The sequence below is a fragment of the Stenotrophomonas sp. SI-NJAU-1 genome, assembly GCF_020883215.1.
Classification (GTDB): domain Bacteria; phylum Pseudomonadota; class Gammaproteobacteria; order Xanthomonadales; family Xanthomonadaceae; genus Stenotrophomonas; species Stenotrophomonas indicatrix.
In genome coordinates this window covers 1,761,750-1,775,527 of sequence record NZ_CP086598.1, presented here as the reverse complement: position 1 = coordinate 1,775,527, position 13,778 = coordinate 1,761,750, and the positions used below count along the sequence as shown (strand labels likewise).

Annotated in this window: 14 protein-coding genes; 4 read left to right on the top strand and 10 right to left on the bottom strand. The window is 66.8% G+C overall.

The window, feature by feature from the left end:
* Nucleotides 1-3 precede the first annotated feature (3 nt).
* The 8 genes from LMF57_RS08285 to LMF57_RS08250 form a co-directional block, all read right to left on the bottom strand.
* A complete protein-coding gene (locus tag LMF57_RS08285) occupies nucleotides 4-651 on the bottom strand; it encodes a 3-oxoacid CoA-transferase subunit B (protein ID WP_229291197.1) in 648 nt (215 codons plus the stop codon).
* Entirely contained in the window at nucleotides 648-1,328 is a 681-nt protein-coding gene (locus tag LMF57_RS08280) for a 3-oxoacid CoA-transferase subunit A (protein ID WP_208082934.1), read from the bottom strand. Before LMF57_RS08280 ends, LMF57_RS08285 begins: the two co-directional genes overlap by 4 nt.
* Nucleotides 1,329-1,499: 171 nt before the next feature.
* Entirely contained in the window at nucleotides 1,500-2,819 is a 1,320-nt protein-coding gene (locus LMF57_RS08275) for an MFS transporter (RefSeq protein ID WP_229291196.1), read from the bottom strand.
* Between the two features lie 53 nt (nucleotides 2,820-2,872).
* A complete protein-coding gene (gene aroD / locus LMF57_RS08270; protein WP_229291195.1) occupies nucleotides 2,873-3,724 on the bottom strand; it encodes a type I 3-dehydroquinate dehydratase in 852 nt (283 codons plus the stop codon).
* 35 nt (nucleotides 3,725-3,759) lie between these two features.
* Entirely contained in the window at nucleotides 3,760-5,049 is a 1,290-nt protein-coding gene (locus LMF57_RS08265; RefSeq protein ID WP_229291194.1) for a carbohydrate porin, read from the bottom strand.
* A gap of 22 nt (nucleotides 5,050-5,071) precedes the next feature.
* The gene (locus LMF57_RS08260) at nucleotides 5,072-6,583 is read right to left on the bottom strand and encodes a right-handed parallel beta-helix repeat-containing protein (protein ID WP_229291193.1); all 1,512 of its coding nucleotides are present in this window, start codon (nucleotides 6,581-6,583) and stop codon (nucleotides 5,072-5,074) included.
* 537 nt (nucleotides 6,584-7,120) lie between these two features.
* Nucleotides 7,121-8,686: a protein adenylyltransferase SelO gene (locus LMF57_RS08255; RefSeq protein ID WP_229291192.1), complete on the bottom strand. Its 1,566-nt coding sequence runs from the start codon at nucleotides 8,684-8,686 to the stop codon at nucleotides 7,121-7,123.
* A gap of 31 nt (nucleotides 8,687-8,717) precedes the next feature.
* Nucleotides 8,718-9,407 (bottom strand): glutathione S-transferase, encoded by a 690-nt coding sequence (locus tag LMF57_RS08250; protein ID WP_229291191.1) that lies wholly within the window; start codon nucleotides 9,405-9,407, stop codon nucleotides 8,718-8,720.
* A 91-nt stretch (nucleotides 9,408-9,498) separates the two neighbouring features.
* Here LMF57_RS08250 and LMF57_RS08245 point away from each other — a divergent pair, with 91 nt between their 5' ends.
* Complete coding sequence (locus LMF57_RS08245; protein WP_208082938.1) at nucleotides 9,499-9,918, top strand: hypothetical protein; 420 nt, start codon at nucleotides 9,499-9,501, stop codon at nucleotides 9,916-9,918.
* 78 nt (nucleotides 9,919-9,996) lie between these two features.
* Here LMF57_RS08245 and LMF57_RS08240 read toward each other — a convergent pair whose 3' ends face one another.
* Nucleotides 9,997-10,206, bottom strand: coding sequence for a cold-shock protein (locus LMF57_RS08240; RefSeq protein WP_025875108.1), 210 nt, complete (start codon nucleotides 10,204-10,206; stop codon nucleotides 9,997-9,999).
* A gap of 304 nt (nucleotides 10,207-10,510) precedes the next feature.
* Between LMF57_RS08240 and LMF57_RS08235 the strand changes: the two genes are divergently transcribed.
* Complete coding sequence (locus LMF57_RS08235) at nucleotides 10,511-10,999, top strand: YaiI/YqxD family protein (protein WP_229291190.1); 489 nt, start codon at nucleotides 10,511-10,513, stop codon at nucleotides 10,997-10,999.
* A gap of 13 nt (nucleotides 11,000-11,012) precedes the next feature.
* On the opposite strand, the gene LMF57_RS08230 is transcribed toward LMF57_RS08235, so the two are convergent.
* The gene (locus LMF57_RS08230) at nucleotides 11,013-11,882 is read right to left on the bottom strand and encodes a pseudouridine synthase (protein WP_229291189.1); all 870 of its coding nucleotides are present in this window, start codon (nucleotides 11,880-11,882) and stop codon (nucleotides 11,013-11,015) included.
* Nucleotides 11,883-12,009: 127 nt separating this feature from the next.
* Here LMF57_RS08230 and LMF57_RS08225 point away from each other — a divergent pair, with 127 nt between their 5' ends.
* Both LMF57_RS08225 and LMF57_RS08220 read left to right on the top strand, forming a co-directional pair.
* Nucleotides 12,010-12,558 carry a YaeQ family protein gene (locus LMF57_RS08225; protein ID WP_025875114.1) on the top strand — a complete coding sequence of 183 codons (549 nt, stop codon included), beginning with the start codon at nucleotides 12,010-12,012 and terminating at the stop codon, nucleotides 12,556-12,558.
* Entirely contained in the window at nucleotides 12,555-13,739 is a 1,185-nt protein-coding gene (locus tag LMF57_RS08220) for an NAD(P)/FAD-dependent oxidoreductase (protein ID WP_229291188.1), read from the top strand. The genes LMF57_RS08225 and LMF57_RS08220 overlap by 4 nt, the downstream gene beginning before the upstream one ends.
* Nucleotides 13,740-13,778 lie beyond the last annotated feature (39 nt).

The window sequence follows — 13,778 nt, the reverse complement described above, 5'->3', positions numbered from 1 at the left end:
ATATCAGGCTCCCTCGGCCAGTGCCAGCGGCAGGCCGGTCAGTTCACGCAGTTGATCGATGTCCACGCCCTCGACCATTTCCAGCACGGTCGCGCCGTCGGCGCCAAGGTCGAACACCGCCACATCGGTATACACGCGCGACACGCAGCGCAGGCCGGTCAGCGGATAGCTGCATTCGGCCACCAACTTGCTCTCACCCTGCTTGGTGAACAGGTCCATCATCACGAACACCTGCTTGGCCCCGATGGCCAGGTCCATTGCACCGCCCACGGCGGGAATCGCATCGGAGGCGCCGGTGCTCCAGTTGGCCAGGTCACCGTGCGCCGAGACCTGGAAGGCACCGAGCACGCAGATGTCGAGGTGGCCGCCACGCATCATCGCGAACGAATCGGCGTGGTGGAAATAGCAGCCACCGGTCAGCAGGGTCACCGGCTGCTTGCCGGCATTGATGAGGTCCGGGTCTTCCTGGCCGGGCGACGGCGCCGGGCCCATGCCCAGCAGGCCGTTTTCCGACTGCAGCAGTATCTCCTTGTCCGCCGGCAGGAAGTTGGCCACCGTGGTCGGCAGGCCGATGCCCAGGTTGACGTAGGCCCCTTCGGGAATATCGCGCGCCACGCGCGCGGCCATCTGTTCGCGGCTGAGCTTGTTCATGCCTGCACTCCTTCTGCGGCCACCGGCACCACGCGCTGCACGAAGATGCCGGGGGTCACCACGGCCTCCGGGTCCAGTTCGCCCAGCGGCACCACCTCACGCACCTGCACGATGGTGCAACGTGCGGCCATCGCCATCAGCGGGCCGAAGTTGCGCGCAGTCTTGCGGTACACCAGGTTGCCCCAGCGATCGCCGCGGTCGGCCTTGATCAGCGCGAAATCGGCATGCAGCGGGTACTCGAGCACGTAGTGGCGACCGTCGATCTCGCGCGTTTCCTTGCCCTGGGCCAGCTCGGTGCCATAGCCGGTGGGCGTGAAGACCGCGCCCAGCCCGGAACCTGCCGCATGGATGCGCGCGGCCAGGTTGCCCTGCGGCACCAGCTCCAGCTCGATCTCGCCGGCGCGGTAGGCCGCGTCGAAGTGCTGCGAATCGGCCTGGCGCGGGAAGGAGCAGACGATGCGGCGCACGCGCTTGTGCTTGATCAGCGCAGCCAGGCCGGTATCGCCGTTGCCGGCGTTGTTGTTGATGATGGTCAGCTCGCGCGCACCCTGTGCAATGAGCGCATTGATCAGCTCGTCGGGCATGCCGGCAGTGCCAAAGCCGCCGATCATCACGGTCGCGCCATCATGGATATCGGCCACCGCTGCTTCCACGCTGGCTACGCTCTTGTCGATCACTGCATTGCTCCTTGCCCTGCCTGCCGGCGGTCATCACCGCCACGCTGCAGGGCCACTGCGAAGGGAAAACATGACCCGGACATGGTCGCCATGGCACGTCGCCCGGTCAATGCGATATTCGGCCATTCGATTCGATAATCGCACATTGAGTGACGTGCTCCGGCCATCGGTTCAACGCCGGTTCTGACCCACGCCCACGCGCAGGCCGAGGCACGCCCATGCCGCCAGCAGCAGCGGCGCAGCGCACAGCACGTACAACGAGGACGGCTGCCAGCCACCATCGACCAGAACACCCACGGTGAGCGGCGAGAGGATCGCGCCGACCCGGCCGATGCCGATGGCCCAGCCCAGGCCGGTGGTCCGCACTTCGGCGGCGAACACCACCGGCGCGGCCGCATACAGGCCGGCCATCGCTGCGAACAGTGCCGCACCGATCACGAAGGCCAGCGGGAAGGCCACGCCCAGCTGCGTGTTGAAGGCCGCAAAGCCCAGCATCGAGACCATCGCCAGCAGCAGCGCGCCGGCCGTCAGCCTGGACAGCGACCAGCGCGAGGCCAGCCAGCCGAACAGGCTGCCGCCAACGATGCCACCCAGGTTCAACAGCACGCCACCGGTGATGCCCTGCTGCGCCGACACGCCGGCCGACACCAGCAGCTTCGGCGTCCAGCTCAGCACGAAATAGAACGCGAACATGTGCAGGAAGAACGCCAGTGCGATCAGCAGCGCGACACGGCGCAGGTCACCCACGAACAGCGCGGCATAGCCCTGGCGCTGGCCGTCGCGCACCGGCGCTGGCGGCAGCGCCTGCAGCTCCGGCATGCGCATGCGCGAGAGCAGCGCGTTCAGGCGTGGCAAGGCACTGGCCGGGCGACGCGCGACCAGGAAATCCAGCGATTCGGGCAGGCATTTGAGCACCAGCGGAATGCACAGCAGCGATGCCGCTGCGCCGACCAGGAACACGCTGTGCCAGGCCCAGTGCTCCAGCATCCACGCAGCCAGCAGACCGCCAGCGGTCGCACCGATCGGGTAGCCGGTGGCCTGCAGCGCGACAGCGGTGCTGCGCCACTTGGCGTTGGCGTACTCGGCGGTGATCACCCCCACGCCGGCCAGCATGCCGCCGATGCCGATGCCGGTGTACACGCGCAGCGCACCCAGCTGCCAGGCGTCGGCGGCCAGCGCGGACAGCGCCATGCCACTGGTCAGGATCAGCAGGCAGCAGACGATCATCGGCCGCCGCCCCCAGCGGTCGGCCAGCGGTGCCAGCAGGAACGAACCCAGCGCCATGCCGACCAGCCCGGCACTGAGCATCAGCCCCAGTACCTTGCCCGACAGCGCCCAGTCCGCCGAAACATGCGGCGCGGTGAAGGCCATGACCATCACATCGAAGCCATCAAGCATGTTCAACAGCACGCAGATGGCGATGGCGGTCCACTGGAAGGGACTCATCCGTTCAAGGACAAGCGACGGTGCGGCGGCGGAGGCGTGGCTCATGGTGCGGTTTCCTGCAACAGCGTGGTGCGGTGGAAAGTCCGGCGGGGAAGGTCTCAGTGACCGGCCTGGCTGGATGCATGGATGACCTGCAGGACGTCCTGGAGGCGATCAACCTCGACCTGGCCTGGCGCCGACGGAGTGCCGATCATGCCGAAGGTCAGAGCCTGGCCGAAGGTTTCGCCAGCCAGGCGCGAAACCACGCCGGTACCACCCATCGACATGGTCAGCAGCGGCTTGTCGCTCTGCTGGCGCACCTGCCAGGTGGCATCGAGCAACGCCAGCACATCGCCAGCGTCGCGCGGCATCACCGCGATCTTCAGCACGTCCGCGCCAAGGGCCTGCTGCTTGAGCAGGCGTGAGACGATTTCCTCGCGCGGTGGCGTGGCGTGGAAGTCATGGCTGGACATCACCACTTTCACGCCAGCCTTGTGGGCCTGCGCCACCAGCGCCTGCACCACCTTCGCATCGCGGAACATCTCCACGTCGATCAGCTGGGCGACACCACCGCGCAGCAGCGCAGCGTAGAGCTTGCCGTAGTCGGCATCGCTGATCGGCTTGGCGCCCCCTTCGGCCTTCGTGCGGAAGGTCACGATGGCCGGCTTGCCCCCCAGCGTGGCCTGGATGCGCTTGCCCAGCGCGACCAGCGCCTTGCCATCGGTGGCGATGTCCAGGTAGTCGATGCGCCACTCGGCGATGTCGGTGGATCTGCTGGCGGCGATGGCCGCGGCCTGCTGCAGAGCGACGTCCGCGGTGGCACCGGTAATCGGTACGATGGTGCGCGGACTGCCCTCGCCGATGCGCAGTTGGCCGACCTGCAGCACCGCCGGTGGCGGCGCGGCCAGGGCCAGCAAGGGAGAGGAGGCGAGCACGCCGGCGAGGACAACGGAAGCGAGCGGAATTTTCATCACAGTCACCACAGCATGGAAGGAGCGCGCGGCCATCAGAAGGTCACCTTGGCCTGGACACCTACGGCCCAGGCGTTGTCGGTACCGCTGTAATTGAACGTGCCCGGGTTGACGATGTACTGCACGTCCGGGCGGATCATCAGCCAGGGGTTCACCTGGAAGCTGTAGGACAGCTCGAACAGCTCCTCGGCCTGGCTGAGGTTGTACAGCGGCGAATCGGTGGGCACGCCCCCGGCGGCCAACGTGGCGCGCCGCGCATCGACCAGGCGGTGGTTGATGTCAGCGCCGACGTAGCCCAGCGCGATGCTGTCCTGCGCACGCGCGCCGATGCCCTGGTAGACGCCGCCCAGCGCGTACCAGCGCTTGATCTGCGCGGTATCGGTGTCGGACACCATGTACTGCGCGAAGGCGGTCAGGCCGCGGCTCGGGTCGGCCGATTCCTGGGTCAGGCGCTGTTCGGCCAGCACGTAGGCGCCGTGGCGGCCGGTGGTCGGCGAGGTATCCAGGCCACGCTTGTCCACGCGCGACGTGTCGTAGTAGCCACCGAACTTGTAGACGCCGGCGTAGCGGCTGCCCTTGGCCGGCGTCCAGGTCACCTCCACCGGAAACAGCGAGCCGGTGGTGCCCGAAACGAACGGACGGAATGCGTTGCGTTCGATGTTGCCGCCCAGGTTCGGGTTGACCTGGAACCAACCCGTGCGCACGTTCACCGCCGGGCTGATCTGCTGGGCGAACTCACCGCCCCAGCGTGCCATCGGATAGTTGTACCAGCCGCTGTTGCCGGACATCGCCAGCGGGTGGGCGCAGAATGCGGCGTTGACGAAGTGGGTCAGCAGGCTGTGCAGGCCGAACTGGTTGCCCATCGCGTAGTACCCCAGCTTGTAGTACGACCGGCCCGCATTGAAGGTCTGGTCGTAGCTCAGCTCGGTCAGCCGCGTGTACTGGCCGCCATACGCCTCCTGGATCGGGAAGCGGTTGCCGACGAAGTCCACCGAGGTGCTGCGGCCACGACGATCGTTGAGGGTGAAGTGGAACGCACCGCCGTCCCAGCCGGCCAGCTTGCCCATGTCCAGGTCCACGCCCACCCGCACCTGCTGCGCATAGCGCGCGCCGGTTTCGCCGTAGCCACCATCGACCACGCCCATGGCCTCGCCCACGTAGTCGCCGCGGAAGGCAACGCCGCGCTCGAACAGTTCGGTGCGGGTGCCGCCCCAGTCGCCGGTAAGCGTCTTGCCTTCGTAGCGGTTGCTGGACTGCGCGCTGGCCACGGCTGGCAGCAGCAGGGCGGCCAGCAGGCCCAGGGAAACAGGTTTCGCAGGATTCATGATCGCGGTCTCGTGGAGGTGATCAGCGCAGCGACAGTGGCGCACTCAGGGGGGATGTGGCGCCCTGCGCCGAGGTAACCGTGGCGGTCAGGCTGCCGGCAGCGGCAGCGTCGGTCCCTGCACCGAGCGGGAAGGTGAAGCTGCCCTGCCCCTGCGCGTCGGTACGTGCTTCCACACTGCCCAGCACCCACTCGGCCTCGTTGCCGGTGGCGGCGCGGTTGCCGAACACTTCCACCTGGTAGCGGGTATCAGGCACGCCCTGGAAACGACCCGTCAGCTGGCGCTGCGCACCCTTGCCCTGCACCGCGGTCAGCTGCGGCGCGGCCTGGCCGAGGTTCGGCAGCGGCTGGCAGCCGGCCTGGCCGGCAGCGGTGCAGATGCGCGCACGCTTGGACGCATCGTTGTCCACGCCACGGCCACGGGAGCCGACGAAGCTGGCGTGCTCCAGGCCCGGCACACCGAACACGATGGCGCCACGCGGCTGGCCCTTCACGCAGGCGCCGCCGGCTTCGCAGCGCTCGATCGGCAGGCCGTTGCCGTAGATGCGGTTGCCGGTGAAGCGGTTCGGCGCACTGACCGGCTGCGGGCGCACGCCGATGCCGATGCCATTGCCGGTGACGGTGTTGCCGTCGACCACGTTGCCGCTGCCGGTGATGCTCAGGCCCAGCGAATTGCCGGTGAAGGTGTTTGCCGCGATGTAGTTGCGGTTGCCCCAGTTGATCTGCAGGCCATCGGAGTAATCGACGAAGCGGTTGTGGACCACGCTGTTGTCGTTGCCCCACAGGATCTCGATGCCCTGTGAGGGTTCCGGGTTGGCCCTGGTGGATTGGAACAGGTTGTCGGCCACCAGGTTCCAGGCCGCGCCGCGGGTCAACTCCAGGCCGTCGCCGTTATCGAGGAATACGTTGCGCACGATGCGGTTGTGCACGGTGGTGGTGGCGGTGGACTGGCCCTTGCCGTCATCACCGGTGAGCATGATGCCGGCACCGCCCTTGTTGGCGACGATGCGGTTGTCATGGATCTCGTTGTGGCTGGAGCGGTTGACCAGCACGCCGATGCAGAAATTGCGGATCTCCAGGCCGGCCAGCTCCACGCCCTGGGTATCGCGCAGGACCAGGCCCGGGAGCGTGGTGGTGCGCACGTTGGTGCCGGACTGGCCCGGCTCGGCGCCTGGGCAGGCATCGGTACCGGTGCCGGTCACGTAGGCCGAGCCATCGATGGCGACGTACTGGCCATCGCGTTGCCAGGACGTGCCGATGATCTGCACCGGTCCCTTGATCTCCGGCAGCGGCGTGGCCGGCGTGATGACGTAAGGCGCAGCGCCAACGGCCGCGATCTCGATGCGGTATCGACCCGGCGCCGCATTGGCAGTGGTGATCGCCCAGCGCAGCGAGCCGGCGTTGGCGTCGTCGGCGTAGCGGTCCACGCGCAGCACCTGCAGTGCTTCGCGCGGCGGTTCGGCCTGGTAGGCCAGCGCCAGCGACGGCAGCACGGCAAGCAGGGACAGGGAAACAATGGACAGACGACGGCGCATGCGATCACTCCGCGCAGAGGAAGGAAAATCCGGCGGCCTTCCCCCTGCACCTGGCATCAGCACCGGACCGGCTGCTGCCCTCGCCCCGCCAGGGGTGGATCGCTTGGACTGCTATGAAACTGCGGAAATGAAAGTAGGTTTATCGCACTGCACCATTCAAGTGCGGTAATCGACTGCGTGTGCGAATATCGCACTGAATGGGTACTACCATCGTTGTAGGCGCGGTGTTTGCAGGGCTTGCAGCCCTGCACCTGCGTGGAGTCAGAGCCACAGATCTCGAAACAGATCGGGGTCAGATCCGGCAGATCGCGGCCAACTGTCGAAGGCGGGGCACTGTGGGTTTGCGGGGTGTGAGCGGCATGGATGCCGCGACCGAGCCTCCAGGGATGGATTCACGGCGTCCCCGCAAACCCACAGTGCCCTGCCATCCCTCGGAATCCCGACGTTGCTGTTGCTGTTGCTGTTGCTGCCGCTGAGGTTGCCGACCAGCGGCCGGCACTACAGCGGGGGCAGGGCGCAGCCCTGCAAAGGAAAACCCTACGAACTGCAGGAAAGCATCGAACAGCCTGCGCGGTCGTCAGCCCACGCCGGCCGCTTGCCGGCGTAATGTTCCAGCCCCGGGCGTTCGGTGTACGGATCACGCAGTACGTCCTGCAGGGCATGCACACCGCCCAGGTCGCCCTGCTCGGCGCGGTCGATCGCTTCCTGTGCCAGCCAGTTGCGCAGCACATACAGCGGATTGGCCGTGCCCATCTTGGCGACACGCTCGGCTGCCGGCAGCGGATCGGCACGCAGCCGCGCCGCGTACTCCTGCAGCCACTGCTGCAGAGGTTCCTGCACCGCGTGCTGGCGCTCGGCGTCGTAGAAGACCTCGGCCAATACGCTTGCATCGGGTGCGTTGGCATCGATGCGCATCAACGCACGCCATGCCAGGGTCATGTCCATGCCGCCGTCCTGCATCAGCTGCTGCCAGCGCTGGTAAAGCTGCAGATCGGCATCGTCGGCCGCGGCCAGCCCCAGCTTGGCCGCAACATCGCGACGGGTGCAGGCGACAAAGGTCGCCTGGTAAGCGGCCAGCCCTGCCTGCAGCGGCTGCACGTCGGCGAACAACGGCGACAGCGCCTGCGCAAGCCGGTTGAGATTCCAGTACGCCACCTGCGGCTGGGTGCCGAAACGATAGCGGCGTCCCTGCGCATCGGTGGTGTTCGGGGTCCAGTCCGGGTCGAAGTCTTCGACCCAGCCATAGGGGCCATAGTCCAGCGTCACGCCGAGCACGGAAAGGTTGTCGGTGTTCATCACCCCATGCACGAAGCCCACGCGCATCCAGTGCGCGATCATCTCTGCGGTACGCACGGCGATCTGTGCGAACCAGTCGCCATACAGCGCTTCGCCCTGCCCCTTCAGCTCCGGGAAATCGCGGGCGATGCACGCCTCGACCAATTGCTTCAGCAGTGCGGTCTCGCCACGTGAAGCAGGCAGTTCAAACGAACCAAAGCGCAGGAACGAGGGCGATACCCGGCAGACAATCGCGCCGGGCTCCGCGCGCGGATGACCGTCGTAGAACATGTCGCGCACCACGTCTTCGCCGGTGCCGACCAGCGACAGGGCGCGCGTGGTCGGCACACCCAGGTGATGCATGGCCTCGCTGCACAGGAATTCACGGATCGACGAGCGCAGCACCGCACGGCCGTCGGCGCCGCGCGAATACGGGGTCGGCCCGGCACCCTTCAGCTGAAGCTCCCAGTGCCGGCCATCGGGGGCGATCACCTCGCCCAGCGAGATGGCGCGGCCATCACCGAGCTGACCGGCCCAATGGCCGAACTGATGGCCCCCATAGTTGGCCGCCCACGGCTGCATGCCTGCATACAACGCGTTGCCGCCGAACACCTCGGCGAAGCCTTCGTCATCGACCTGCGCAGGATCGAACCCCAGCATCCCGGCAACCTCTGGCGACCACGCCAGCAGTACCGGCGCTGCGACAGGCGTCGGCATCACCGACGACCAGGCCGCACCCAGCACCTCGCGCCGGCGCGGACCGGACTCGGGATCGCCCGGCAGCAGATTCAGCAGGCAGTTGTCGAACTGGGGGGCAGTGGTATCCATGGGCAAAGCATGGGGGCGGCGACGACCATCCTCAATCGCCGCGCAGGGCCTGCAATGCCCCGCCGTGTGCCTCGGCGCGCCGGTAGGCCGGACGCTCGCCGATGCGCTTGAGGAAGTCACGCAACGCCGGCTTGTCGTCCAGCCCGCCGCCGCGTGCGGCCGCCGCCTGGATCGGGAAGCTCATCTGGATGTCCGCAGCGGTGAAGCGTTCGCCTGCAAACCACGGGCTTTCGGCCAGGCGCCGTTCCATCCAGTCCAGATGCAGGCGTCGCTGCGGGCCGATGAAACCGCGCTCGGCCTTGTCGGCGATGCTGCGGGCGATCGGCCGCGCGAAGAACGGCATCGGCGCGCTGCGGATGCGGCTGATCACCAGGGTCAGCAGCATCGGCGGCATGGCCGAACCTTCGGCATAGTGCAGCCAGTAGCGGTAATCGATGCGCTCTTTGCCTTCGGCCGGTACCGGCGACGGCGACAGCTGGCGATGCACGTCGTAGCGGTCAACCAGGTAGTCAAGGATGGCGCCGGATTCGGCCAGGATGAGGTCGCCATCCTGCAGCACCGGCGCCTTGCCCAGCGGATGCACCTGGCGCAGTTCCGGCGGCGCCAGCAGGGTCTTCGGGTCGCGCGGGTAGCGGCGCAGTTCGTAGTCCAGCCCCAGCTCTTCCAGCATCCACAGCACGCGAAGCGAACGGGAATTTTCCAGATGATGGACGATGCGCATGGGCGGCTTCCGCAGAAAGGTGCCCGATGGTAGCGCGGCCTGGTGCATGCAGGTGTCTGCTACCCTGCCCGGCCGTGGAAGGCCTGCCAGCATGGACACCCCGCCCTTCGATGCACTGCTTGGTTACCTCGGGCAATCCGAGGACCACAACTGGACGCAGTACATCTGCGAGCACGTTGCCAAGGGCGTCCTGCGCAGATTCGAAGCGCACGATTGGCAGCGCCTGCAGAAGCTGATCGCAGCGCAGCCCGCGTTCTGGCAGCAACGCTGCACCGACGCGCTGGGTGAATGCATGAAGCCCGAAGCCTTGCCGCTGCTGTTCAGTCAGCTCCATTCCAGCGATGACGACAGCCGGATACTGGCGGCCTACCACCTGCAATGGATGGAAGTGCCGGTGGGTCCGGAGGTGGTTGATGTCCTGCGCAAGATCCTGTCGCGCATTCCGGCAGCCGAACGCGCCGAGTACCAGGAAATAACCCAGCTGCTGGAGCGGGCGCTGGCTGCGGGTTGAACCCGTCGTGCGACGCAAACGAAAAACGCCGGGAGCTTTCGCTCCCGGCGTTTTGGCTACCAAACGGTAGCAGACGGATTAGACCGCCTGCACCTGGTCAGCCTGCATACCCTTCTGGCCCTGGACGGCGACGAAGGTAACCTTCTGGCCTTCCTGCAGGGTCTTGAAGCCGGTGCCCTGGATCGCGCGGAAATGCACGAACAGGTCCGGGCCGCTTTCCGGGGTGATGAAGCCGAAGCCCTTGGCGTCGTTGAACCACTTGACAGTGCCGGTCTGACGATCAGACATATTTACTAACTCCTGAAACACATGTTGAAAAAAATCGCAGCCACCGGGTATCGGGGCCGAGACTGAGTTGCAGGCGTTGGTAAAGCGGATCGATGAGCGGATCGTGAGATCAACTGCACCAGGCCACGATTCACGGTGACCCTAGCAAACACAGTGGGCCAGACGATACGCGTGTTTTGAGCAAAAAGCGATAGCCATGATATTCAGCGTCAAACGGCCAGCCCCTAGACAGGGCAAGGGGTTGCACCAGATCGAGGCTAAACCCGGGTCCCCATTCAGGTTTTTCCTACCCTACACTGGGTAAATGACTGAAGCTGAAACCCGAGCTGAACCCCTGCTCCTCCGCATGTGGGTGGACGCAGACGCCTGCCCTGTTGTCATCCGCGACATCCTGTTCCGCGCAGCTGAACGGGTCGGCGTGGAGCTGACCCTGGTCGCCAACCAGTGGATCCGCACCCCGCCTTCGCGCTGGCTGCGCTCCATCCAGGTTCCGCAGGGACTGGATGTGGCTGACAGCGCCATTGTCGAACGGATGGCTGCCGGCGACCTGGTGGTCACTCAGGACATCCCCTTGGCGGCCCTGGTGCTGGAGAAGAAGGGCGTGGCCCTGAACCCGCGCGGCCAGCTGTACACCCCCAACAACATGGCCGAGCGGCTGTCGATGCGCAATTTCATGGAAGAACTGCGTGGCGCCGGCGTCCAGACCGGCGGGCCGCCGCCGCTCGGCGCGCGCGACCGCCAGTTGTTCGCTGCCGAGCTGGACCGCTGGCTGGCGCGACGACCGGGCAGGTGAATCCGGCTGTGCGTCAGCCGGGAACGCACAAGGTGCGCGTGCTGCGGAAGCTGCGTCGCTGGCCGGTCAACGGATCATCGAAGGCCAACGCCTGCGCCAGCAGCTGCAACGGCGGCTCGGCCGCACCCTCTGGCCGCATGTGCAGCTGCGGATAGAGCTCGTCCCCCAGGATCGGCGCCCCGAGCGCGGCCATATGGACGCGCAGCTGATGCTTGCGCCCGGACTCGGGCGCAAGCCGGTAGCGCCAGACCGGGCCGTGCGCATCAATGACCTCGACACGGGTCAGCGCATTCGGCTCGCCGGGAACTTCAGCCATACGGAAGAACGGTTCCCCCGGCTGCAGCCGGCTATGCCGCTCCAGCGGAAACCGCAGGTCCGGCAAGGCCGGCGCCAGCGCCTCGTAGGTCTTCTCGATGCGGCGCTCACGAAACAGCCTCTGGTACGCGTCGCGCGTTTGCGGCTGGGTGGAAAACAGCACCAGGCCGGCCGTCAGCCGGTCCAGCCGGTGCAACGGCACCAGGTCGGCGTTGCCGGTGCGCTCGACCAGGCGTGCCAGCAGGGTCTGGCGCACAAATGCGCCGGCCGGCGCAGTCGGCAGGAAGTGCGGCTTGTCGGCCACCAGCAGGTGAGCGTCGTGATGCAGGATGTTCTCTTCGAAGGGAATCACCGGCTCATCGGCCACTTCACGGAAGTAGCGGATCTCCAGCCCCACCTGCCACGGCATGTCCGGTGCCAGCGCCCTGCCCTGTGCGTCCTGTATCCGCCCGCGTGCGAAGCGACTCTCCCATTGCAGCCGGTCGATGCGCGGGAAGCGCGCACACAGGCCCTCCAGCAGGGAATTCCAGTCACCGGGCGGCAGCTGAAGTCGGCTGGGCAGGGACATACGACAGGGCACGCCGGAAGCATCAGGGCGGCCAGCGTGCCACCGATCACGCCCTGCCGACACCCCCATACCGGACACCCCCGGGGCAAACCTCTATCATTGACGGTCTTTACCCCTCTGGATCTTCATGGCCCTCACCGCCACCATCCGCAAGGCCGAACTACAGATCAGCGACATGGATCGCGGCTACTACGCGACCCACAACCTGACCCTGGCCCAGCATCCGTCCGAAACCGACGAACGCCTGATGGTGCGCCTGCTCGCCTTCGCGCTGAACGCTGGCGACCGCCTGGAATTCGGCCGCGGCCTGAGCACCGACGACGAACCGGACCTGTGGGAACACGACTACACCGGCGACATCCTGCAGTGGATCGACCTCGGCCATCCGGACGAGTCGCGCATCCGCAAGGCCAGCAACCGCAGCCGGCAGGTGCAGGTGGTCAACTACGGCGGCAATGCATCGGACATCTGGTGGCAGAAGCAGGGCAAGGGCCTGGCCCGCTTCGATAACCTGTCGGTGGTCGACCTGGACGGCGGCTTCGTCGATCTGTGGGGCCAGCAGATCCAGCGTGCGATGCGCTGGAGCGTGCTGATCCAGGACGCCGAAGTGCAGCTGCTCAACGATCAGATGCAGCTGGACGTGATCCCCAACTGGCGCAAGCGCGCCAAGGCATGAGCGCGATCCGCTGCGACGTGCTGGTGATCGGTGCCGGCGCTGCCGGGCTGATGACCGCGATCACGGCGGGCCAGCGAGGCCGGCATGTGCAGGTGATCGACCACGCCAACAAGATCGGCAAGAAGATCCTGATGTCCGGCGGTGGCCGCTGCAACTTCACCAACACTGGCACCACCCCGGCCAACTTCCTGTCGGCCAATCCGCATTTCTGCAAGTCGGCGCTGGCGCGTTACTCGCCGTACCACTTCATCGAGATGGTCGAGCGCCATGGCATCGCCTATCACGAGAAGGAACTGGGCCAGCTGTTCTGCGATGTGTCGTCCAAGCAGATCGTGAAGATGCTGGTGGACGAGTGCCAGCAGGCCGGCGTGCAGATCCGCACTCAGTGCAGCGTGGAGCGCATCGAGCACGGAACTGACGGCTTCCGCGTGCACACCACCCACGGCCTGTTCCATTGCGCCTCGCTGGTGGTCGCCACCGGCGGCCTGTCCATTCCCAGCCTGGGTGCAACCGGATTCGGCTATGAGATCGCGCGCCAGTTCGGCCACCAGGTGCTGCCCACCCGAGCCGGCCTGGTGCCGTTGACCCTCAGCGGCACCCACCAGGAGCGCTTGGCCGAGCTCAGCGGCGTCGCCCTGCCGGTCGAGGCCAGCAGCAACGGCACCCGCTTCCGCAACTTCATGCTGCTGACCCATCGTGGCGTCAGTGGTCCGGCCATCCTGCAGATTTCCTCGTTCTGGCAGCCCGGCGACGCGCTGTCGCTGGATCTGCTGCCCGGCCAGGATGCCGCCGAATGGCTGCGCCGGATGAAGCGCGAACGCCCCGCCGCGGAACTGCGCACGGTGCTGGGCGATGTGCTGCCCAAGCGGCTGGCGCAGCGCCTGTGCGAGCACTGGCTGCCCGACCGCCCGGTACGCCAGCTGGACGAGCCGGACCTGCGCAAGGCCGCACAGGTGCTTTCAGCGTTCCCACTGGTGGCCAGCGGCACCGAGGGCTACCGCACCGCCGAAGTCACCCTGGGCGGCGTCGATACCAACGAGGTCTCTTCCTCGACGCTGGAATCCAAGCGCGTACCCGGCCTGCATTTCGTCGGCGAGGTGCTGGACGTGACCGGCTGGCTGGGCGGCTACAACTTCCAGTGGGCCTGGGCCAGCGGGCACGCGGCCGGCGGCGTGGTGTGAACCGCATCGCCGTTCCATGCACGCAACCGTTGCGCGCAT